The sequence below is a fragment of the Gammaproteobacteria bacterium genome (genome assembly GCA_011682695.1).
Classification (GTDB): Bacteria; Actinomycetota; Acidimicrobiia; order Spongiisociales; family UBA4744; genus BMS3Bbin01.
Genome location: JAACED010000007.1, coordinates 20,086 through 41,950 on the forward strand (window position 1 = coordinate 20,086; position 21,865 = coordinate 41,950).

21 protein-coding genes are annotated in these 21,865 nt (G+C 62.8%); 9 read left to right on the top strand and 12 right to left on the bottom strand.

Translation table 11 applies throughout. The features are described 5' to 3' along the window. Positions 1 to 60 precede the first annotated feature (60 nt). The 5 genes from GWP04_02120 to GWP04_02140 all read right to left on the bottom strand — a co-directional run bounded on the left by GWP04_02120 (position 61) and on the right by GWP04_02140 (position 5,527). Positions 61 to 1,260 (bottom strand): FtsX-like permease family protein, encoded by a 1,200-nt coding sequence (locus GWP04_02120; GenBank protein ID NIA24346.1) that lies wholly within the window; start codon positions 1,258 to 1,260, stop codon positions 61 to 63. Next, a complete protein-coding gene (locus GWP04_02125; GenBank protein NIA24347.1) occupies positions 1,257 to 1,961 on the bottom strand; it encodes an ATP-binding cassette domain-containing protein in 705 nt (234 codons plus the stop codon). The genes GWP04_02120 and GWP04_02125 overlap by 4 nt, the downstream gene beginning before the upstream one ends. After that, complete coding sequence (locus GWP04_02130; GenBank protein ID NIA24348.1) at positions 1,958 to 3,001, bottom strand: efflux RND transporter periplasmic adaptor subunit; 1,044 nt, start codon at positions 2,999 to 3,001, stop codon at positions 1,958 to 1,960. Before GWP04_02130 ends, GWP04_02125 begins: the two co-directional genes overlap by 4 nt. Then, entirely contained in the window at positions 3,001 to 3,609 is a 609-nt protein-coding gene (locus GWP04_02135) for a hypothetical protein (protein NIA24349.1), read from the bottom strand. The genes GWP04_02130 and GWP04_02135 overlap by 1 nt, the downstream gene beginning before the upstream one ends. Positions 3,610 to 3,823: 214 nt before the next feature. Then, positions 3,824 to 5,527 (bottom strand): aminotransferase class V-fold PLP-dependent enzyme, encoded by a 1,704-nt coding sequence (locus GWP04_02140; GenBank protein ID NIA24350.1) that lies wholly within the window; start codon positions 5,525 to 5,527, stop codon positions 3,824 to 3,826. 127 nt (positions 5,528 to 5,654) lie between these two features. Here GWP04_02140 and GWP04_02145 point away from each other — a divergent pair, with 127 nt between their 5' ends. Further along, a complete protein-coding gene (locus GWP04_02145) occupies positions 5,655 to 6,338 on the top strand; it encodes a response regulator (protein NIA24351.1) in 684 nt (227 codons plus the stop codon). Beyond that, complete coding sequence (locus tag GWP04_02150) at positions 6,335 to 7,675, top strand: HAMP domain-containing protein (protein NIA24352.1); 1,341 nt, start codon at positions 6,335 to 6,337, stop codon at positions 7,673 to 7,675. Before GWP04_02145 ends, GWP04_02150 begins: the two co-directional genes overlap by 4 nt. A gap of 756 nt (positions 7,676 to 8,431) precedes the next feature. Here GWP04_02150 and GWP04_02155 read toward each other — a convergent pair. Continuing rightward, complete coding sequence (locus GWP04_02155) at positions 8,432 to 8,701, bottom strand: hypothetical protein (GenBank protein NIA24353.1); 270 nt, start codon at positions 8,699 to 8,701, stop codon at positions 8,432 to 8,434. Positions 8,702 to 8,988: 287 nt separating this feature from the next. Here GWP04_02155 and GWP04_02160 point away from each other — a divergent pair, with 287 nt between their 5' ends. The 7 genes from GWP04_02160 (at position 8,989) to GWP04_02190 (ending at position 17,499) form a co-directional block, all read left to right on the top strand. Beyond that, positions 8,989 to 10,479 (top strand): tetrathionate reductase family octaheme c-type cytochrome, encoded by a 1,491-nt coding sequence (locus tag GWP04_02160; protein NIA24354.1) that lies wholly within the window; start codon positions 8,989 to 8,991, stop codon positions 10,477 to 10,479. After that, the gene (locus tag GWP04_02165; protein NIA24355.1) at positions 10,479 to 13,184 is read left to right on the top strand and encodes a hypothetical protein; all 2,706 of its coding nucleotides are present in this window, start codon (positions 10,479 to 10,481) and stop codon (positions 13,182 to 13,184) included. The genes GWP04_02160 and GWP04_02165 overlap by 1 nt, the downstream gene beginning before the upstream one ends. Further along, positions 13,181 to 13,732 carry a YeeE/YedE family protein gene (locus GWP04_02170; GenBank protein NIA24356.1) on the top strand — a complete coding sequence of 184 codons (552 nt, stop codon included), beginning with the start codon at positions 13,181 to 13,183 and terminating at the stop codon, positions 13,730 to 13,732. Before GWP04_02165 ends, GWP04_02170 begins: the two co-directional genes overlap by 4 nt. Before the next feature lie 10 nt (positions 13,733 to 13,742). After that, positions 13,743 to 14,987 (top strand): YeeE/YedE family protein, encoded by a 1,245-nt coding sequence (locus GWP04_02175; protein NIA24357.1) that lies wholly within the window; start codon positions 13,743 to 13,745, stop codon positions 14,985 to 14,987. A 95-nt stretch (positions 14,988 to 15,082) separates the two neighbouring features. After that, positions 15,083 to 15,748 (top strand): uridine kinase, encoded by a 666-nt coding sequence (locus GWP04_02180; GenBank protein NIA24358.1) that lies wholly within the window; start codon positions 15,083 to 15,085, stop codon positions 15,746 to 15,748. A gap of 8 nt (positions 15,749 to 15,756) precedes the next feature. Further along, on the top strand, positions 15,757 to 16,581 hold the full coding sequence (locus GWP04_02185; protein ID NIA24359.1) for a pyrroline-5-carboxylate reductase: 825 nt from the start codon (positions 15,757 to 15,759) through the stop codon (positions 16,579 to 16,581). Between the two features lie 3 nt (positions 16,582 to 16,584). Next, positions 16,585 to 17,499 carry a proline dehydrogenase gene (locus GWP04_02190; GenBank protein ID NIA24360.1) on the top strand — a complete coding sequence of 305 codons (915 nt, stop codon included), beginning with the start codon at positions 16,585 to 16,587 and terminating at the stop codon, positions 17,497 to 17,499. Positions 17,500 to 17,624: 125 nt separating this feature from the next. Here GWP04_02190 and arsB read toward each other — a convergent pair whose 3' ends face one another. The 6 genes from arsB to GWP04_02220 form a co-directional block, all read right to left on the bottom strand. Beyond that, positions 17,625 to 18,683 carry an ACR3 family arsenite efflux transporter gene (arsB, locus tag GWP04_02195; protein ID NIA24361.1) on the bottom strand — a complete coding sequence of 353 codons (1,059 nt, stop codon included), beginning with the start codon at positions 18,681 to 18,683 and terminating at the stop codon, positions 17,625 to 17,627. A 29-nt stretch (positions 18,684 to 18,712) separates the two neighbouring features. After that, positions 18,713 to 18,958 carry a thioredoxin family protein gene (locus GWP04_02200; protein ID NIA24362.1) on the bottom strand — a complete coding sequence of 82 codons (246 nt, stop codon included), beginning with the start codon at positions 18,956 to 18,958 and terminating at the stop codon, positions 18,713 to 18,715. Between the two features lie 10 nt (positions 18,959 to 18,968). Then, a complete protein-coding gene (locus tag GWP04_02205) occupies positions 18,969 to 20,015 on the bottom strand; it encodes a permease (protein NIA24363.1) in 1,047 nt (348 codons plus the stop codon). After that, entirely contained in the window at positions 20,012 to 20,275 is a 264-nt protein-coding gene (locus GWP04_02210) for a metalloregulator ArsR/SmtB family transcription factor (protein ID NIA24364.1), read from the bottom strand. Before GWP04_02210 ends, GWP04_02205 begins: the two co-directional genes overlap by 4 nt. Positions 20,276 to 20,506: 231 nt before the next feature. Next, the gene (locus tag GWP04_02215) at positions 20,507 to 21,139 is read right to left on the bottom strand and encodes a hypothetical protein (GenBank protein NIA24365.1); all 633 of its coding nucleotides are present in this window, start codon (positions 21,137 to 21,139) and stop codon (positions 20,507 to 20,509) included. A gap of 88 nt (positions 21,140 to 21,227) precedes the next feature. Further along, positions 21,228 to 21,611 (bottom strand): DUF302 domain-containing protein, encoded by a 384-nt coding sequence (locus tag GWP04_02220; protein NIA24366.1) that lies wholly within the window; start codon positions 21,609 to 21,611, stop codon positions 21,228 to 21,230. Positions 21,612 to 21,865 lie beyond the last annotated feature (254 nt).

A 21,865-nucleotide genomic window follows, 5' to 3' on the forward strand; every position in this document is an offset into this window, starting at 1 on the left:
AGCTCTTCCGTCGCGGCACCCGTGGTGGGAACACTCTGATGACTGACGACTGACCCCTCCCTAGCCGGTTCGCAGCGCTTCGGTCGGTGACATCCTCGCGGCCCGCATGGCGGGGTATAGGCCGGCGATCGCTCCGATGGCCAGAGCGGCGCCCAGCCCGCCGACCCACGAGATCGTCGGGATCAGCGTCGTCCATCCTTTCAGCTGCGAGTAGGCGGCCGTGACCCCGGCGCCGAGGGCAACTCCTCCCAGTCCGCCGGCCGCCGAGAGCAAGAACGACTCTCCGAGGAATTGGAGTGCCACGTGCCGCCGGGTTGCGCCGAGAGCTCTTCGAAGCCCGATCTCGGATCGGCGCTCCAGCACCGAGATCACCATTACGTTCGCGATGCCGACGCCTCCGACGAGGAGCGCTATGGCGCCGAGTCCCAAGAAGAGAGCGGTGAGGGCATCGTCCGCCGCTTCGCGTGCTTCGAGAGCATCGGTCGGCCGGGAGACTTCCACTTCTTCCGGGTTCTCCGGGTTGGTCGTCGCGGCGAGCACACCCATGACCGCGTCGACCTGATCCGGGGTGGTTCTCACATAGACGGTGCTCGGCACCCCGTCGGCGCCGAGGTAGGTTTCGGCGGCCTGCAGTGGCACGATCGCTGCACGATCGAGATCGGGGCTCAGATCCAGCGGGTCGAGGATCCCCCGCACGGCGAACCATTGATCCCCAAGCCATACCTTCGGGCCGGCGTCCAAGCTGGAGATCCCGAGCCGTTCTGCTGCCACGGCACCGAGGACAACTGTTGGATAGGAGCCTTGCTCGTCGAGGAACGTGCCGTCGGCAACGGTGCCTTGGAGCGTGTCGAGAAGGTTCGGGTTCGCCGCCTTGACGGTGATCCCACCGCTTTGCGTCGAGGGCACGTAGTCGGTGCGATAGACCTTTGCGTCGACGTTGCTGACCGAGGAGACGGCCTGCACCGGTCCGATCCGCTCGATCATGGAGACGGCCGTGTCCGGAAGTTCACCTCTGCCGATTCCGATTCCCTGGCCGGCTTCCACGGTGAGGAGGTTTGTGCCAAGCCGATCGAGTTTGGCCAGCAGGTCCGACTTGCTCGACTCGGAGAGTCCGAGCACGCCGACGATTGCCGCGATGCCGATCATGATGCCGAGCATCGACAGAGCCGCACGCAACTTGCGTGTGCGAAGGCCCACCGTGGCCGTGCGGAACACATCGCCGATGTGCAGCTTGGACGGAGTCAGGTCGTTCGCCATCAGGCTGCGACTCCGGTGTCGTAGTCGATGATGCCGTCCCTGATGCCCACGCGGCGGGGCATCTGTTCGGCGATCTCGCGGTTGTGGGTGATTACAACGATCGTGACTCCGTCGGTATTGAGGTCTTCGAGGAGTTCGACGATGGCGTCGCTGGAGCGCGTGTCGAGGTTTCCGGTCGGCTCGTCGGCGAGGACGATGGCCGGATTCCCGACGATGGCCCTGGCGACGGCAACCCGCTGCCGTTCGCCACCGGACAGTTTGTTCGATACTTGGCCGAGACGGTGCCCGAGTCCGACACGCTCGAGCGCCGCGACGGCCATCTCGCGGCGTTTCGAGGCCGGAATCCCTGTGTAGAGAAGGCCGTCCGCAACGTTGTCGAGTGCCGTGTAGTCGCTGAGAAGGAAGAACTGCTGGAAGACGAAGCCGATGTGACGCGAGCGCAGCGCCGACATCTGCTTGTCCGACAGTGTGGCGATGTCGTAGCCGGCGACATGGATCTGACCGGATGAAGGTCGGTCGAGCGTCCCCATGATGTGAAGCAGCGTCGACTTGCCCGAGCCGGATGGTCCGACGACGGAGACGAGTTCACCGGAGCGGATCTGCAGGTCGATGCCGCGAAGCGCCGGTACCGGCGGTGTGCCGGTGTACGTCTTGACCACATTGGAGAGTGACAAGACGGCCGTAGGGCCGGTGGGCCCCGTCACGGAACCACGACCCGGTCGCCTGCAGTCAGCTCACCGGAGGTGATCTCGACGAGTCCGTCGGCGTACATGCCCGGCTCGACTGCCACGAGATGGGTCGAACCGCCATCGTCGATCTCCACGGCGTATCCGCCTTCGGAGAGTGCGAGCAGCGCGGTCACCGGTACGGCCAGCACGTCGTACGCCGCGTCGGTGACGATGCTGACGTCGACAACCGAGTTCCCGAAACTCGCCGTTGCCTTCGGATCGTCCAGAGAGATCGTCACCGATGTCGATGTTGCCCCGCCTTGGCCGATGCTCGTATCGAGTGATGTAACGATTCCGCCCATGTCAGACCCGTCGGGAAGCGTCACCGTGACACGGTCGTCCACTTCGAACAGTCCTTCGTCCGAAGGGTCGAGGGTCACGGTGACCACGGGATCACTCGAAGATGTGGACAGCATAGGTGTCCCGTCATGGACCCCTGAGCCCAGCTGAACGAGCGTACCCGCGACTCGCACCGGTCCGGGAAGGAACACGACCTCGCCGAGGTCGACGATCCCATCGACGGGGGCGCCGATGTCCTCTTGCCAATCCTTGACCATCGTTCGGGTGTACGACGTGAACTCCTCGTCGATGGTCACGTTGCCGTCAGGGTCATAGCCGAGAGCTACGAGCGCGTCTTCCAGCTGTGTCACGTCGGCGCCCTCGCTGCCCTTTCGCATCGGACGCCACGCCGGCGAATCACCGTACAGGAGGGTGACAGGCTGGTCGTTGATGACGAAGAGGGTGTCTCCTTGCTCGAGGGTCGAGTCATCGTCGACGGAGGAGACGAGGGTTCCATTGAGACGATTCAGAATCGTGTCTGTGGACGTGTAGCCGAGGGTTCCGCTCACGGTCTCGGTCTGTTCGAGGTCGGTGACCGTCGCTTCCGCGAATCGGAGGGTTCTGGTGGTCGTGGCCGTCGCGTTCTCCGTTCCACCCTGGAGGGAGTACCAGATGCCGGCTCCTCCGGCGATCAGGATCACGGCAATGGCGGCAATCCGGCGTCCTGCTCGTCCCATCAGCTGCCTCCCCCTCCCGGTCCGATGGCGCCCCTGGTCCCCCCAAGGAAGCCGGGGAGATTCGTGAAGATACTCTGGCAGGCGGCGTTGGCTTCGATGAAGGCCGGATCGCTCGAGTCGATATCGGCGAAGGGTCCGCGAGGCTGACCGTTCTCGGATCCGGGGACACCGACGTTGGAGAAGTCCGGGTCCGGCATGTCGTAGCCGTTCTCACGCATGCAGGCCGCATACTCGACGAACGTGTCTTCGAGCTGTGTCCGGTCCTCCTGGCGGAACCCGATGGCGACTCGCTCGAGAATTGGACCGCATGCGTCCCGTGCCTTCTGGAAGAGTTCCCGGTCGTTGGGATCGAAGTTGGTGGGACGCGAGAGCCGCAGGTTGCCGTTTGCGTCGACGGTCGGATCGTCGATCTCTATCCCTTGCTCACGAAGGCATGCCGTGAAGTCGAGCATCGCCTGCTCGAAATCGACCGCGGCCGTCGTCGTGGTGCTGCTTCCGGGTGTGGTGTCGTCGAGCGACGCCACCGCGTCACCGCTCGTGCCCCCTCCACCGCACGCTGCTGCGATCAGCCCGAAGGTCGTCACCAGCGTGACAAATCTGATGCTCATGGGCTTCCTCTCAGGAGTATCCAGAATCACGATCGCGTACCGGGCTAAACGGCGTGTGAAGGGAGCATGAGAATGTCGTGAGAAAACCTACGCCGGACACGCCGGCCTTTCTCGCATCACTTCGTTGGGAACTTGTTCGGGAAGGAAATGAGTGGTGATCCCCTTCGCCGGTGGGGCGCCCTGTGCTCGATGGGCGAGCAGACCGGGACGCGGATCAGCGTATGACGGTCTGCGCCTCCTGGGGAAGGGGGAACCAGCGCATGGCTTCTGCGGAGGGTGACAGGCCGATCGGCCGGCCATCGGACGGTGCCGGCGAGCGCCCGAGGATCCGACGCGCTGCAGACAGGTAGGTCGGAAGGCGATCGACGGATTCGACCAGCCGACGTTGTGGGTAAGCCATCGTCGTTCCGTCGTAGGTGATGTCGGCGAGTGCCATCGGAGGTGCGCCGGTCTCTGACCGATGCCGCCACACTGCGGTGGCGGGGTCGACGTCGTACTGGCTCAGGATTCGCCATCCATTGCCGGCTATGAGGTGCACTGCCTCGACGATGTAGGAAAACTCAATCTCGCTGATGAAGTAGTTGAAGTTCACGCGAGCCCATCCCGGTTTGATGACCTCGCAGCCGTCCTCGACTTCCTTCTCGAGTCGGCGGCTCATCTTGTCATCGATGCCGAGGAGACGATGTCCGTACGGCCCGGCGCAGGAGCAACCTCCACGTGCCTGAATACCGAAGAGGTCGTTCAGCAGCGCAACCACGTAGTTGTGGTGGAGCCACCGATCGACTCCGAAGCGTTCCGGGGCGCGCAGCACGAAGGACACGATCGAGAGCCGATCGGCGTCAGGGTTGCCGAGGATGCGGATGTTCGGATCGTTTCGCCATGAATCGATTGCCCTGCGGATGAACGCGGACTCACGGCGCCGGATCTCGTCGGGCCCGACCGCCTCTTTGAGTTGGAAGACGAGTCCGGCTCTGATCGACTCGACGATCGCCGGTGTGCCGCCTTCCTCACGGTGCTCCTGGTTGCGGAGGTAGTGATGCTCGAACGAGCTCACGTAGCTGACGGTCCCCCCGCCCGGTACCGACGGAACTCGGTTGCAGAGGAGGTCTCGACGTACGGCGAGCACACCGGGCGTCTGTGGCCCACCGATGAACTTGTGCGGAGAGATGAACACGGCGTCCTTGTAGTCGTCACCGTGGGTGTCCGGGGATCGCAGTTCGACCGCGACATAGGGTGCCGCGGCCGCGAAATCCCAAAACGACAAGGCTCCGTGACGGTGCAGTATCGACGAGACCGCCGAGGTGTCGGTGATGATGCCTGTGACGTTGGAAGCGGCGGAGAAGCTGCCGATCCGCAGAGGACGGTCTTGGTACTCGACGAGCATCTCCTCGAGGTGTCCGAGGTCGATGTGGCCGTCGTCGTCTTCGCGGATCTCGACAACGTCGGCAATCGATTCGAGCCAGGGGAGTTCGTTGGAATGATGCTCGTACGGGCCGACGAAGACGACCGGCCTGTTCTTTGACGGAATGTGGTCTGTGAGATGGTGGCGCTCGTCGAGCTCGGCCGGGATCCGGATGCCCAGGATCGTGGTCAGCTTGTCGATCGCTCCGGTCGACCCCGACCCACAGAAGATGACGGCGTGCTCGTCATCGTTGCCGCCGAGGCATCTCTTGATGATCGATCTCGCCTCTTCGCGGAATCGAGTTGTCTGGAGTCCGGTTCCGGACGTCTCGGTATGGGTATTGGCATAGAACGGCAGGACCACATCGTGGATGTAGTCCTCGATGAACGACAGCGGCTTCCCAGAGGCGGTGTAGTCGGCATAGGTGACTCGCCGAGGGCCGAACGGACCGTCGATCGCCGTATCGGCGCCGATCACAGAAGAGCGGATCATCTCGATGAGGGCTTCCGGTGCCATGCTCGGATGGTAGAGGGATCTTGCGGATCGCACCGGGTCGAGGGTCGGATCTCGTCGGCCTCCTTCTCACCCGTTTCTCATTGTCCTCTCACCATCTTCCTAAGCCTCCCCGGTACAGTTGTTCAACATGAGTGGTTCCCGAATTCTGATAGCCGAAGATGATCGGGGCGTGCGCCAATCGCTGGAGCGCGCTCTGCGCTTCGAGGGCTACGACGTATCCGCCGTCAAGGATGGCGCCGAGGCACTCGAAGTGCTCATCGAAGACATCCCCGACTTGCTGCTGCTGGACGTCATGATGCCGCACATCGACGGTCTCACTGTGTGCCGTCGGCTCCGGGCCACCGGTAACGATGTTCCGGTGCTCATGCTCACGGCGCGGCACGAGGTTCGTGACCGCGTCGCCGGTCTCGACGCGGGTGCTGACGATTACCTCGTCAAGCCGTTCGCGTTGGAGGAATTGCTGGCGCGCATCCGGGCGCTCCTGCGGCGCAACATTCCTGCCGAAGGGGTCGAGACGCTGACGGTGGGAGATCTGACTCTCGATTCGCGGACGCGCACGGTCATGAGAGGGGATCGTGAGCTCAACCTCACGAAGACCGAGTTCGATCTCCTCGAGTTGCTCCTCTTGAACGCCGGTGTGGTCTTGACAAGAGAGGTCATCTACGAGCGAATCTGGGGGTACGACTTCGGAACGAGTTCGAACTCTCTGGATGTCTACATCGGTTACCTGCGACGAAAGATGGAAGAAGGCGGCGAGCCGAGGCTCATCAGCACCGTGCGTGGCGTCGGCTATGTGATCCGCAAGCCATGAAGCTGAGAGCGAGACTCACGATGCTGGTCACCGGAGCGGTGGCACTTGCCGTGATTCTCGTTTCGGCTTCAGCCTTCTTTCTGGCTCGCGCCCAAATGCGTGCGGTGATCGACGAGTCGCTCCTGGACCGTATCTCGATCGCTACCCGTATCGAGAGTGCCAGCGGGATGATGCGTCGGATGGGTCCGCTGCTGCTCGCCGGCACTGCCGGTGATCTCTTTCGTCTGGATCAATACGTGCAGGTGGTGTTCGCCGACGGGTCGAGCGAGATTCCCGTTGGTCAGGATGTCGTGCTGCCGGTCACCAGTCATGACGTCGCGATCGCCGCGGGCGCCGAGCATGGGATCATTCGCGATGTCCTCGTCGACGGTCTGCACCTCAGGATGGTGACGGGCCCGGCCGGCAACGGCCAGGCGGTCCAGTACGCGCGCCCGCTCACCGAGGTCGATCAGACACTGGCCAAACTTGCTTTGGTGCTCGGCCTCGTCGGTCTCGGCGGTATTGCGATCGCAGCGGGTCTCGGGATGATCGTCTCGCACAGCAGCCTCGCGCCGGTGGGTGCACTCACCGCGACCGCAGAGCATGTTGCGAAAACGCAGGACCTCGAAGCGCGGATCGATGTCGACCGCGACGACGAGATCGGTCGTCTTGCCACAGCCTTCAATACGATGCTGGAGGCGTTGGAGACCTCGCGTGAGCAACAGCGCAGGTTGGTTGCCGACGCCTCACACGAATTGCGAACGCCCCTCACCAGCCTGCGAACCAATATCGAGTTCCTTGCTCGGGCCGAGGGGATGGGTGATGACGACCGGCTGGCGCTCATGGACGACGTGTCCTTCGAGATGCGTGAGTTGAGCAGCCTGGTGGGGGAAATGGTCGAGCTCGCGACCGATCCGAAGGCGGGCGACGAGCCGTTGCAGGGTGTCGATCTCACCGAGACGGTCAACGAGGTCGTTGGGCGAGCACAGCGGAGGACCGGAAGGACGATAGAAGTGTCGGGTGATGCCGGGCAGATCGAGGGGCGTCCCAACTCGCTCCAGCGCGCCGTGTCGAACTTGATCGACAACGCCCACAAGTGGAGCCCTCCGGAGGCGCCGATAACGATCACCCTCTCGCCGGGCAGGGTCGAGGTGGCCGATCGCGGGCCGGGAATTCCTGGCGAGGATCTTGCCCACGTCTTCGACCGTTTCTATCGGGCGACCGAAGCAAGGTCTCTGCCCGGGTCCGGGCTTGGTTTGTCGATCGTCAAGGAGGTCGTCGTGAACCACGGTGGCACGGTGTTCGCGTTCAATCGGGGCGGTGCGGTCGTCGGGTTCGAGATCCCGGTTCTCACCTGATTCTCACCTTCCTCTCAGGCTCTTCTCATGGTGGGAGCGCATGATGTGGATGCAACTCGACAAAGAGTGCAACTTCCCTCCCGAAAGACCCGGCTCGAAGGCCGGGTCTTTCTCTTGCGTGAAAACGAAGAAAGACCCGGAGACACTTCGGCAGTGAGCCGCCGCATGAGGACCAGCATGCGGATCTCCAGGTCCCGGTGGTCCGGTTGTTAGTCGCTACCTGAGAGAAGCGACAGTGTGGCCGCTTCAGCGGCCGGCCACCTCCAGAGTCCTGTCAAAACTGTTTACCAAGACCACCTCCTTTCTCTGGTGGCGTCAGTTTGGCACAGAACGCTGCTCGATCGGCGGGCTTTTTTCGACGGCCGAGCTCTGCTTCCGCCTGAGGAGGGAGGAGATGGCTGGACGACTTCTCTTCTTTGCCGGCCGTCCTGGCAGGAAACGTGACCGGGGCGGGGCCGATGGGGGAGAACCCAACACGCGCTGGAACACTCCCGACGTCCTCCTGCGTTCGGCATATCCCCTCGATGGGCGAGATGGAAGGTGGCTCAGCGCTCGTCGGCGGTGACGGCGATCGTGCCTCGCTGTCGGCCTTGGACGGCGGTCAGCAGGAGCACGTTCCCAAGCTCGGCGGTGTGGAGATGGTTACCTCGAAGGCCGACTGATCAGTCACCTGTTCTCCGTTCGGCGCGATGATGAGGTCGCCGACCTGAAGGCCAGTGATGTCGGCCGGAGCGGTTGGGAGCACGGCTTCGTCGATCACACCTTGGTTCGTCGCCAGTCCGAACCGCTGCTGGTACTCGTTGTCGCCTGTGGCCGGGCGTCCTCTCCGACGATCGCCACCTGGCCCGCTCCAGCGATGACATGGAAGTTGATGAGGATGTGACCCTCAATGACGATGCCAGTGCCGGTACCCGACTCGCTCAGGTCTCGGCGCAGGAACATGTCGATGGTGGCTCTGTTCTGCGTCACCGTGACGATGCCGGACCGAACTTCGTCCACGAGATTCGAGACGTCGTAGAGGATCACTCCCGTTTGCGGAACGGCGGGCGAGATGGCAGGAGCCGTAGCCGGCGGGGTGCGATGGCGCGTCCACCGCGCCGAGACCTGTGCATGCCGACATCACGATCGAGAACGCTGCAACGGAGATTCGGCGCATGGCGGTGAGTGCATGTGTTCGGGGAGGGTGTCCTGGAGGTAGGGACGTTCGGCCCTTTCACAGAGGACCTTCGGGTGGATTCCGGGTACCCCCGGGGGTAGTAGAGTGATATGGACTACTTCTTGATACGCGATCCGACACGGGGGTCAAGGTTATGATGCAGGATCCCGGACACGTTCCAGACGAGAAGGCATCGAAGAGACTCCTTCGACGCGACTTCCTGATCGGCCTGATCGCGATCTTGGTGGTGATCCTTGTTCCGATCATCATCTTCGTGCCGTTGCGAAGTCCTGGAGCACCGAGTGACCCGTGGTCTCACGTCCCGGAGAAGCTGGGGCACACCGACCACACGGCCTTGATGCCCGGCACGTACGAGACCGGCCAGGAGGTCACCCGGGCCTGTTTGGAGTGTCATCCCGACGCCGGTGAAGACATGCTCCACTCGGAGCACTTCACATGGGTGAACGATCCCGTCCCCATCGCAGGTCGGCAAGAACCGGTTGCGTTCGGCAAGAAGAACTCGATCAACAACTTCTGTCTCGGTGTGCAGGGGAACTGGCCGAAGTGCACGACCTGCCATGCCGGCTACGGATGGTCGGACGAGAACTTCGACTTCACGAACGAGGACAACATCGACTGTCTCGTTTGCCACAACCAATCCGACGCGTACGCCAAGGGGGAGTCCGGCGACCCCGTAGAGGGATCCGACCTCACCGTCGCCGCGCAGAGCGTCGCGAATCCCTCACGCTGGAATTGCGGCCAATGCCATTTCGAGGGCGGGGGCGGCAACGGGGTCAAACACGGCGACCTGGACGACACGCTCATCTATCCGGACGAGAACATCGACGTCCACATGGGCAAGTACGACCTCGTTTGCACCGACTGTCACAAGACGGAGGACCACAACATCAAGGGCACCGCCACGTCGGTTGCACTCGATACACACAATCAGATCTTCTGTACCGACTGCCACGATTCGAAACCGCACGAGGATGAGCGCCTGAACGGTCACACCGACGCGGTGGCGTGTCAGACCTGCCATGTCCCCGAGTACGCGCTGAAGGACCCGACGAAAATGTGGTGGGACTGGTCGACAGCCGGCAGCGACAGTATCCCGCAGGATCACTACACATACCTCAAGATCAAGGGCAGCTTCGTCTACGACACGAAGGTGACGCCCGAGTATTCCTGGAACGACGGAACCGCCGATCGATACCTGCTGGGTGACCCAATCGATACCGATGGCCCTACCCCGCTGAACAAGCCCAACGGTGGCATCACAGATCCGGGATCGAAGATCTGGCCCTTCAAGGTCCATCGTGCCAAGCAGCCGTATGACACCGTCAACAACATCCTGATCCAGCCGAAGTTGGCCGGTGAGGGCGGCTATTGGGTCGACTTCGACTGGCCAACGGCCTTGAGATTGGGAGCGGAGATCACCGGACTGGACTACAGCGGCGAGTACGGATTCACCCGCACCGACATGTGGTGGCCGATCACCCACATGGTGCAGCCTGCAGAGAAGGCTCTCCAGTGCAACGGCTGCCACGGAGATGGAGGCAGGTTCGATTGGGAGGCGCTCGGCTATCCCGGTGACCCGATGTTCTCTGGTGGCAGGGTCGATCTCGGTCTCGTGGGAGGCAAGTGATGGGACGCAAGACCGTTCGCCGGAGTGTGACAGTCGGCTTGGTTGCCACCGCGCTCCTGACCGCCACCTTCGCTGCGATGACGAGACCGGCAGCCGCCGACGTGAGCCCCGTGCATCCCCAGTACGAACTGCTGGACCAGAACGGTCAGAATGTGCTCGATTCGGGCGGACCAGTTTCCACGATGCAGACATGTGGACAGTGCCACGACACCGAGTTCATCGCCGATCACGACTTCCATTCCGACCAGGGGCTGGCTTCGATGACCGAGCCGGGGTTGAGCCCCTCAGGCCGGCCCTGGGATACGAGTCCTGGTTGGTTTGGTGAGTGGAATCCGATCACGTATCGGTATCTGTCGGCCGTAGGTGACGAGCGACTCGACCTCGGCACCGCAGATTGGATCGAAGTGCTCGGTTACCGCCATCCTGGCGGCGGTCCGGCCACGACGTCGCGAAACGGATCTCCGCTCGGCGATCTGGCGGTGATCCCCGGGGATCCGGAGACACACGTCGTCGATTCGGCCTCTGGCCAGATCGTGCCCTGGGATTGGAAGGCGTCGGGTGTCGAGGAACTCAACTGCTTCCTCTGCCACATACCGCAACCCGACAACGCCTCCAGGATGCGTGAGCTCGCCGCCGGACAGTTCGAATGGGCCAACACGGCAACGCTCAACGGAAGCGGGATCGTGACCTCGACCGTGGACCGTGCCTGGAAGTGGAACCCCGGGGCGTTCGACGAAGATGGGAAACTGGCGAAGCAATACGTCAGGATCCAGGACCCCTCGAACGACAACTGCGGAACATGCCATGGGGTCGTTCACAGCTCCGCCCGACCGCTCGACGAAGTGGGTTCGACGACCGGCGGATGGGAGACCCTGACCACAGGCCAGGTCTTCTCGGCACAGCAGATCTCCGAATCGGCGCTCAATCTCGCCGACAAACAGGACCTGAACCGGGCGTGGGACGTACACGCCGAGCGCCTGGTGAAGTGCACCGACTGCCACCACTCGCTCAACAACCCCATCTATCTCGAGACGGCGCGACCGAACTACCTGGATTTCGATGCCCGTAGGGCCGACATCGGTGACTATCTGACCTGGCCTCTCCATGAGCTGGCGAAGGGCAGAAGCGCCCAGGGGACGCTCGCCCCGGAGTTCGACTACACGATGCGATCCTGTGAGTCATGTCACGGTATCGAGAAGGCACACGAGTGGCTTCCCTTCGCCGACCGACACATGGAGCAGCTTGCATGCGAGACATGCCATATCCCCAAGATGTACGGGCCCGCCGCCGAACAGTACGACTGGACGGTCATCCACACCGATGGCACTCCGGCGGTGGTGAACCGAGGCATCGAGGGGGTGCCGGGTGACCCCTCGGCGCTGATCACCGGCTACGAGCCGGTCATCCTGAAGCGTGTCGGTGAGGAAGGCGAGACTCGCCTCGCCCCGTACAACCTGGTGTCGTCATGGTTTTGGGTATACGGCGATCCTGCGCGTCCTGTGCGCCAGAGGGATCTCGAAGCCGCGTTCCTGGCCGGGGGTGCATACCGACCTGAAATCGTGGCAGCGTTCGATACGAACAGCGACGGAGTCGTCGCCGAGAGAGAACTCGCGATCGACACGGCGGAAAAGGAGGCGGCTGTCAAGAGTCGGCTCGAGGCGATTGGTCTCTCCGATCCTCGCATCGATTCGGAGATTCAGCCCTTCACCGTGGCTCATGGTGTGACCGGTGGTGAATTCGTCACCAAGGATTGTCAGACGTGCCATACGAAAGACTCCCGGCTTGCTGCGTCCATGCAGCTCGCGGCATATGTGCCCGGCGGAGTCATACCGCACTTCGTCTCAGACACGAATACGGAGACGACAGGCTCGGTGCAACTGGCCGAAGATGGAACGCTCTGGTATCAGCCGACGACGTCGGAGGCCGACATCGGGGTGTTGGGAAGCGATTCGGGTGGTTGGATCGATTGGTTCGGCTGGGTGCTGCTCATCCTGACACTCCTCGGAATCAGTCTGCACGGCACCCTCCGGGTTCTTCTCGGACTCAAGTTGAGAAAGGCCAAGCCGAGGACCGTGCTCGTGCACATCTATGAACCGTATGAGCGGTTCTGGCATTGGCTGCAGGCCGTGGCGATCATCCTGCTGGTGGTCACGGGTGCGATCATCCACTGGCCAGGTGCCGTGAATCCTCGAGGCTTTACGAGGCTTGTGATCACCCACAATGTGATGGCGGCCATCTTGGTGGCCAACGCATTGCTGTCGATCATCTGGCACGTTGCCAGCGGTGCGATTCGCCAGTACATCCCGCGGCCGAGAGGGTTCTTCGACCAGGCAGTCCGCCAGGCGACCTTTTACGTGCAGGGCATCTTCAGAGGTGAACCCCACCCGTTCGAGAAGGACGCCCGCCACAAGATGAATCCTCTGCAACAGATGACGTACGTCGTGATTCTGAATGTGTTGTTGCCACTGCAAATGATCACCGGGATCATGATCTGGGGTGCTCAGCAGTGGCCGGGAGCGACGGCGGCCCTCGGTGGGCTGGCGTTCCTGCTACCGGTGCACGCGCTCGGAGCGTGGCTGTTTGCCGCCTTCATCATTCTGCACGTCTACCTGACTACCACGGGAGCGACTCCGCTCGCCGCCATTCGGGCCATGGTTTCCGGATGGGAGGCCATCGAAGTCCATGAAGAGGAGGTCACGACATGACCACCGCCACCGCGCGATCGTGGCTCACCAAGAAGCGCCCGGAGAAGCCGTGGATGAACCCATATCTCGGTGGTGTGCTCCTCGGCCTGGTGCTCTTTGCTGCGTTCTTCATCACGGGGAATGGGCTCGGGGCCTCTGGTGGTTTCCAGCGGATCTGGGCATTCATCGAGGACTTGATCGTCCCGGGGCATGTCGACCGTACCGCCTACCTCGCGAACTACGCGGGTGGGAACAAGAACCCCCTCGATCTGTGGATCGTTCCACTCCTGGTTGGAGTGCCGATAGGGGGGTTTTTGTCCTCCTGGTTCAGCGGTCGATTCAAGATCAGGACCGGGAAAGGGCCGAACATCTCGGTGAAGACTCGTTGGCTCTTCGCCTTCGTCGGCGGAACGATCATGGGGTTCGGGGCCCGGTTCGCTCGAGGGTGCACCTCAGGTCAGGCGCTGTCTGGAGGGGCCGTGCTCTCGGTAGGCAGCTGGGCATTCATGTTCGCGATGTTCGCCGGGGGCTACGCAGTGGCGTGGTTCGTCCGAAGGCTTTGGAACTGAGGGGGTCGACATGGTCATGACATTCGCAATCGCCCCGTTCCCGATCGAAGCGGAACTCGGGAAGTGGCTCGCCTACGGGCTGTATCTGGTCATCGGCGTTCTCTTCGGTGCCGCGTTGGAACAGGCGGGGTTTGCCTACTCGCCAAACCTTGCGGCACAGTTCTACCTGAAGGACATGCGCGTCTTGAAAGTGATGTTCACGGCAATCATCACCGCCATGACCCTCATTTTCTTCTCATCCGGGATTGGCATCCTCGACTACACGAAGGTGTTCGTGGATCCGACCTACCTGTGGCCCGGGATCGTGGGTGGCATCATCATGGGTGTCGGGTTCACGATCGGTGGTTTCTGCCCGGGCACGTCGGCGACTGCAGCGGCGACCGGCAGCGTTGACGGGATGTTCTATCTCGGTGGGATCATGACCGGAATCTTCGCGTTCGGTGAGACGGTCGATTCCTTCCAGAAGTTCTGGTTCGGTTGGGACATGGGGCGCTTCACGATTCCCGAGTGGCTTGGAATCTCCACTGGTGCCGCAGTCCTCCTGGTCATCGTCGTCGCCCTCGTGTTCTTTTGGGGGGCCGAGTGGTTTGAGAAACGCTTTGGCGGGATCGACCCGAAGAGCCGGCCGAAGGCCCGTTTCGTGGGCGCGGGCGTATTCGTGCTTGCCGCGTTGGTGATCATCCTCATCGGCCAGCCCGGCTGGGAGCAGCGGTGGGAGCGTATGGCGGAAGAACAGAACCAGGTGCTGGCGAACCGGGAAGTGCAGATCCATCCAGGGGAGCTTCTCGAACTGATGAACAACGACAAGGTGAAACTCGTGATGCTCGATGTGCGTCCGGAGTCGGAATACAACCTGTTTCATCTCGCCTGGTCGCACCACGTCGATCCGGATCCCGCCGCGGTCGATGCATTGGCACCCGAGCTGAATGACAACCCGGCCAAGACCGCCGTGGTGCTGATGAGCGACGACGAGACCGCTGCAACCGAGGCGTGGAAGGTGCTCGTCGCGGAGGAAGTGCCGAATGTGTACATCCTCGAAGGTGGCATCAACGAGTGGCTGGAGACGTTCGGTGGACGAGAAGTGCAGGAGGCAATGCGCGTCGTGGGTGACGATCAGCTCCGTCTTGTCTTCGCGTCTGCGCTTGGTGACGCATACCCGGCGGCGAATCCGGATCCCGAAGAGTACGAGCTGGAGTTCACGCCCAAGGTGAAGTTGGCAGCCAAGGCCGGCCCATCCGCCGGCGGCTGCGGCTGACGTTCCTCCGTGTCCGCAATCGTTGGTGCTGCTGTGAACGAAGGGATAAGCCCCCGACGGCCGACGACCGATGGGTAGCGACTACATTGGCGGCCGTGGAGAGCGCATTCCCTTTCCCCGAGGCGAACAAGCCGCTGGTGATCGGTATTGCGGGCGGCTCCGGGTCGGGCAAGACCACGATCGCCTCCGCCGTTGTGGCGGAGGTCGGGGCCGGGGAAGTCGCCGTCCTGGAGCACGACTCGTACTACCGGCACTTCGAAGGGCTCAGCTTCGAGGAACGGTCCAGGATCAACTACGACCATCCCGGTTCGCTCGAGACCGAACTGCTCGTCCAGCATCTCGAGAGGCTTCTCGACGGTCATTCCGTCGAGAAGCCTGTCTACGACTTCACGACGCATTTGCGGTCCCGTGAGACGGTCACCGTCGAACCGGCTCCGGTGATCGTCGTGGACGGGATCCTGGTTCTCGCCGACCCGCAGCTTCGTGCTCTCCTGGATCTCAAAGTGTTCGTCGATACGGACCCGGATCTGAGAGTGTTACGACGCCTGCAGCGAGACATCGAAGAGCGCGGTAGGACGATGCGCTCGGTGATCGAGCAATACCTGGCGACGGTCAGACCGATGCATCTGCAGTTCGTCGAGCCGTCGAAGGTACACGCGGACCTGATCATCCCGGAGGGGTACAACCGTGGTGCGGTCGCTGCCGTCCTCGGGCTGGTTCGCCAACGTCTCGACGGGGATCTTGACCTCGGGCCCGTATAATCGCCCAGATGACACATCCAACAGTCGCAATCCTCGGTGTCGGAGCCATGGGTGAGGCGCTCCTCGCCGGCCTGCTACGTGCCTCCTGGGAGCCCGGTGAACTGTCCCTCGGTGTGCGGCGAGAGGAGCGAGGCAAAGAGCTGGCTGATCGGTACGGATGCCAGGTCGGTCTCGACCCGGTCGCCGTGATCGACGGTCGCGATGTCATCGTGGTCGCGGTGAAGCCGCGCTCCGTTCCGCGGTTGCTCTCTCAGGTCGTCGGCACCGTCGGCACGGACCAGACCGTGCTGTCCCTCGCAGCGGGTGTGGCAACGAGTCTCTATGAGGATGCGCTTGGGGAAGTGCCCGTCGTGCGGGCGATGCCAAATACCCCGGCGCTCGTCGACGAGGGCATTACCGGGATCGCTCCGGGTCGCTTTGCAGGCGAGCGTTCGATGCGGCACGCCGACATCGTGCTTCAGGCAGTCGGCAATGTGATCCCGATGGAGGAGCACCACCTGGATGCTGTGACCGCGGTATCCGGCACGGGTCCCGCCTACGCGTTCCTTCTTGCCGAGGCGCTCACGGAAGCAGCCGTCCGAGAAGGACTCTCCCGAAGTGTGGCCGAGCGCCTCGTCCATCAGACCATCAAGGGTGCGGGGGCACTTCTCGTGGAGACGGACAAAGGGCCATTCGAACTCCGTGCGCAGGTGACATCTCCCGGCGGCACAACCGCCGCTGCGATGCACGTCCTGGAGGGACGAGGATTCCGAGCGTTGGTGGAAGACGCGGTAGCGGCGGCAGCGAATCGTTCACGGGATCTGGGTGAGGCGGCCCGGCTGGATGAGAGGTAGGGAGTGTCGACACTCTTTCGCAAGGGTCTCCTGGCGGTGACCGACCGGAAGGTGGTCCAGAAGCTGTTCACCGAACACCGTGCCGGACGCTCCGTTGCCACTCGGTTCGTCGCCGGCGAGAGCCTCGACGACGCAGTCGCCGTCGCCCGTCGGCTCAACGAGTCCGGTGCCATGGTCTCGCTCGATCATCTCGGCGAGGACGTGCACGACGCGGTGTCTGCGAAAACTGCCAAAGAGGATTACCTCGCGATCCTCGACCGGATCGCGTCAGAGGGTCTCGATGCCAACATCTCCATCAAGCTGACGCAGCTCGGTATGGCATTCGATGTAGAACAGACACGCTCGGCGCTCGAAGAACTCGCCACCAAGGCGGCCGAGGTGGGTACGTCGGTAACGGTCGACATGGAGGAGTCCACCTGGACCGGTACCACGATCGATCTCTACGAGACGGTTCAGCGCACTCACGGGAACTTGGGTATTGCTGTGCAGGCATATCTGCGTCGCACCGCTCGCGACCTCGAGCGACTGATTCGGCTTGGGGGGCACATCAGGTTGTGCAAAGGCGCCTACGCGGAGCCCGCCGACATCGCCTTTCAATCCAAGGAGGAGGTCGACGAGTCGTTCGAGCGCCTGCTGGAGACGCTGATGGCCGCCAAAGAAACCACACCCGCCGTGGCGACCCATGACGAACGTTTGATCGAGCGCACCTATGCGCTGGCCGCGTCGAGAGAAGAACCCTTCGAGTTCCAGATGCTCTACGGGATCAGAGAGACGCTTCAACAGGAGATCGTGGCCAAGGGGTACCCGCTGCGCGTGTACGTGCCGTACGGATCCCAGTGGTATCCCTACCTCACCCGGCGGCTCGCCGAGCGTCCCGCGAACCTGGTGTTCTTCGCGAGAGGCCTGGTCGGCAAATAGGGGCGACCCGTACCGCCGGTCGGTCTCAGCTTCGGGTTCTTGGCTTTCTTCGCCGGCGGGTCATCGCTCGGGCGGACGTTCTCGTCGGCGTACTGCGGCGAGATCGAGTATGAGGTTGGACCCGCTCATCGTGGTACTGCCATGGGATAGAAGCGGCGGCGCGCCCACAGCGCGACGTACACGAGACCGACGAGGACCGGGACTTCGATGAGAGGGCCGACGACGCCGGCGAGTGCCTCGCCTGAAGAGATACCGAAGATGCCGATGGTGACGGCGATGGCCAGTTCGAAGTTGTTGCCGGCAGCCGTGAACGACAGCGTCACGTTCTTCGGGTAGGAGAGGCGCAGGCGCAGGCCAAGTGCGAACGAGACACCCCACATGATGGCGAAGTACGCGACCAGTGGCAGGGCGATGCGGGCGACGTCGAGGGGCTGAGAGGTGATTGCCTCGCCTTGGAGGGCGAACAACAGCACGACGGTGAACAGCAGCCCCCAGAGGGCGATTGGACCGACCTTTGGCAGGAAGGTCTCCTCGTACCATTCGACACCCTTGAATCCCTCGCCCCACAGCCGGGTCAGCCATCCTGCGACCAGGGGGATCCCGAGGAAGATGAGCACCGATTTGGCGATCGCCCATATCGAGATCGAGACCATGTGTGTCTCCAGGCCGAGCCATCCCGGGAGTACGGCGAGATAGAAGTACCCGAGGACCGCGTACGCGACGATCTGAAACAGTGAGTTGAGCGCCACGAGGACTGCGGCGGCCTCACGATGTCCGTCGGCAAGGTCGTTCCAGATGAGCACCATCGCGATACACCGGGCCAGGCCAACGAGGATGAGCCCGGTGCGGTAGGCGGGGAGGTCGGGGAGCAGGAGCCACGCGAGGGTGAACATGAGTGCAGGACCGACGATCCAATTGAGCGCCAGAGAGGCGATCATCAGTGTGCGGTCCGTGGCGACCTCGCCAATGCGCGAGTACCGCACCTTGGCGAGCACCGGATACATCATCGCCAGCAGGCCGAGAGCGATCGGGAGTGAGACGGTATCGATCTTGACCGCGTCGAGCCAGTTGTTGAGCGTGGGGACGACCCTTCCCAAGCCGAGACCGAGAACCATGGCAACACCGATCCAGACGGGCAGGAATCGGTCGAGAAGTGAGAGGCGTTCGACGACGGATCCCTCCATCGCTTCGATTCCGACATGCGGTGACGATGTCACGCTCCATGCCCCTGGAAGATGCTCACGAGGGACTCGACGTTCGGGACGCGTCCGTTGAAGATGAGTTCGTCGTCGATGACGAGCGCCGGGATGCTCATGATGCGGTATTCTGCCATCGCCGCGTAGTCGTCGTCGACCAGTTGGACCGTGGCGCTGCTGCCGAGCCGTTCCAAGGCTTCACGAGACCGTCGGGCCAGCGTCCGGCAGTTCGGGCAGCCGGCTCCGAGAATCTTCACTTCCATCGTGTCCCTCCTACAGAAACGTGTTGAACAGATAGCCGACGGCCAGGATTCCGGTGCCGACAACGGTGACGAAGGCGGCCAGCAGCTTCGGCTTCAGAACCTTGCGCAGAAGAATCATCTCAGGGAGTGAGAGAGCGACGACGGACATCATGAGGGCGAGCATCGTTCCCATCGCCAGTCCCTTGTCGGCGAGGGCCTCCACCAGGGGAAGGACTCCGGCCATGTTGGAGTACAGGGGGATGCCGATGAGCACGGCGATCGGTACGGCCAGCGGATTGTCGGGGCCTGCCCAGCGGGCGAAGATGTCCTGTGGTGCCCAGCCGTGGATGACGGCGCCGACACCGATGCCGACCAACAGGTATGGCCAGATCGAGCTGATGATCGAGCGGACTTCGGCTCGGCCGATCTCGAACCGGTCCTGCCAGGTGAGCTTGGTCGTCGTGTCGGCCGGCTGGGTCCCTGCATGGATCTCGTAGACGAACGGCTCTACCCATTTCTCCAGGCCGAGGCGGCCCAGCAAGTAGCCGGCCGCGATCGCCACGAGCAGTCCGAACGTCACGTAGAGGGCGGCGACCTTCCATCCGAAGAGCCCGTACATCAACACCACCGCCACCTCGTTGACCATCGGGCTGGCGATGAGGAAGCTCAGCGTCACGCCGAGCGGGATGCCGGCCACGAGGAAGCCGATGAAGGCAGGCACGGCGCTGCATGAACAGAACGGTGTGGCCACCCCGAGTCCCGCGGCGGCAACGTTCCCGACACCCTCGCGCTTGCCCCCGAGCAGGGCCCTGGTTCGCTCGAGGGTCGTGAAACTGCGCAGCACCGCGACGACGAACACGATGCCCGAGAGCAGCAGCAGGATCTTGACCGTGTCGTACGCGAAGAAGTGGAGTACCTGGGCGAACCGGCCGTCGGGATCGAGGTTCGCCATGGTGGACAACGACCAGTCCCAGAAGGGCTCGTTGAACCGGTAGAGGGCGATCCACAAGATGGCCGCCACAGCGGTGCGGACCCAGAGTGTGCGATGCGCGGAGGCATCGGGACGGAGCAGGGTCATTGCACTGCTTCGAACAGTCGGTACTCGGCAGGGAGCGCCCTGTGCAGTACGTCCCACGCATCGGGTGCGATGGAGTAGTCGATCCAGCGGCCCCGTTTCTGGCCGACGATCAGGCCGGCTTCCCGCAGCACCTTGAGGTGGTAGGAGAGGAGGTTCGGTGCGATCTCGACGGCGTCTCCGATGTCGCAAGCGCACTTTGGTGTGCTCGAGAGGATGTCGAGGATGGCCAGTCGAATCGAGTCGGCCAGCGCGCCGAACATGACAGCGCTGGTTTCAAACTGTGTTGTATCAAGATTAGTTGAAATGTTCACATCGGAACTGTACCAAACGGTGCAAGGAAGGCAAGTCGGCAGTACGGACCCGGCACGCCTGCGTCGTTGGTATCGCGGGCGATCACCACCGGGTGCAGGTGCAGCGATGTTGGTGACGCTCGTCCGACGTACCGTCCACGATCGGACCCGCGCAGGCCGTGGCAGCCAGGATGAGAGCGGTCAGCAGTGTCGAGAGCGGTGGCGACGCCTGCCGGAGCGACGGCGCGGGTCGGCGTTTCGATTCTCCGACAGGGCGGTGCCGACGTCGAGTGCAGCTGCTTTGGTGGTGTGACTCGCCCGTTCTGCCTCCCCAGGGGGTGACGGCGTGAACATCGGCCGGGACTTCGGCGGTAGCGGTCGCCCGGCGACGACCGCCTCGGCCGCGTCCAGATTCCAGATCGCAGTATCCAATCGAGTGGTCAGACGACTCAGTTCCCTGGTGTCGTCTGTTTCGTCGATGTCCTTCAGGATGCTCGCATAGGCGACAGACGCATCACGGAAATGGGCGCGTGCGGTCTTGTCATTTGATGTCTCGACCTGTTCTTCGAGGCGAAGGATGTCGTTGGCCATGTCGTCCAATCGGCCGCGGAGTTCCCTCCTGGCCTCCTTCATGTGGGCCGTTCGAGAGCGCAGATCCTGGCGCCTGTTTCGCCAGGAGATGGTTGCCGCGGCCAGAAGGGCGACGGCTGCCAACACGCCGAGCACCAAGAGTGCCGATGACAGATCGCTTCCGCGAGAGTCAAGCGCCCTGAACAGGAGGAAGAGCAATGCGACGACGATGATCGGGGAACGAAAGGAGACCATCCTTCTCATGAGGACATCTCGAAGAGGGTCCGGCGGCGGTTCCGTCGGGCGTCGCATCGGTCGGTCAGGGCCCGGTCCTCGACCGGGCCTCGACCGTTCATGCGCTTTCCAAGGCCGTGAGTGCCGCGATGAGACGCGATCGGGCTTCTTCGGCGATCGGCCGAATGTCGGAACTCTCACTGACCGACAGCATGGCGATGGGATCGACGGCCGAGATCCGTATGGATCCGTCCTCGGTAGCTCGCAGCGTCACGTTGCACGGCAGCAGGAGTCCGATGGCCGGTTCGAGGTCCAGCGCCTTGTGTGCGAGGTGCGGATTACAGGCACCCAGGATCTTGTAGGGCGGTGTCGTGACACCCAACTTTGCCTCGAGTGTGGCCGCTACATCGATCTCGGTGAGAATGCCGAAGCCTTGCGCAGCCAGCGCGGCACGTGTTTCTTCCTCGGCGCCGGCCATGTCCGTGACCTTGGTGATGCTCATCTCGTAACCGTGCATGTTCATTTGGAAACCTCTTGTGGTCGGTGGTCATCGTCGGGTAGGTACGAGATAACCCTACCCCACCCCGGGTGGGGTGCAAGTTCTGGATCGCAATCGTGCCATGTTCCGATTGGTCGGGCCTACGGCTTCCCTGCATCGAGCCGGGCTCGTTGAAGCTGTCGGTGCACGGGGTCGTCGTGGGCATTGGGTTGCGGAAGTGCGGCTGCTGCCGCCCGAGCCGGTCGCCGAGATCGGGA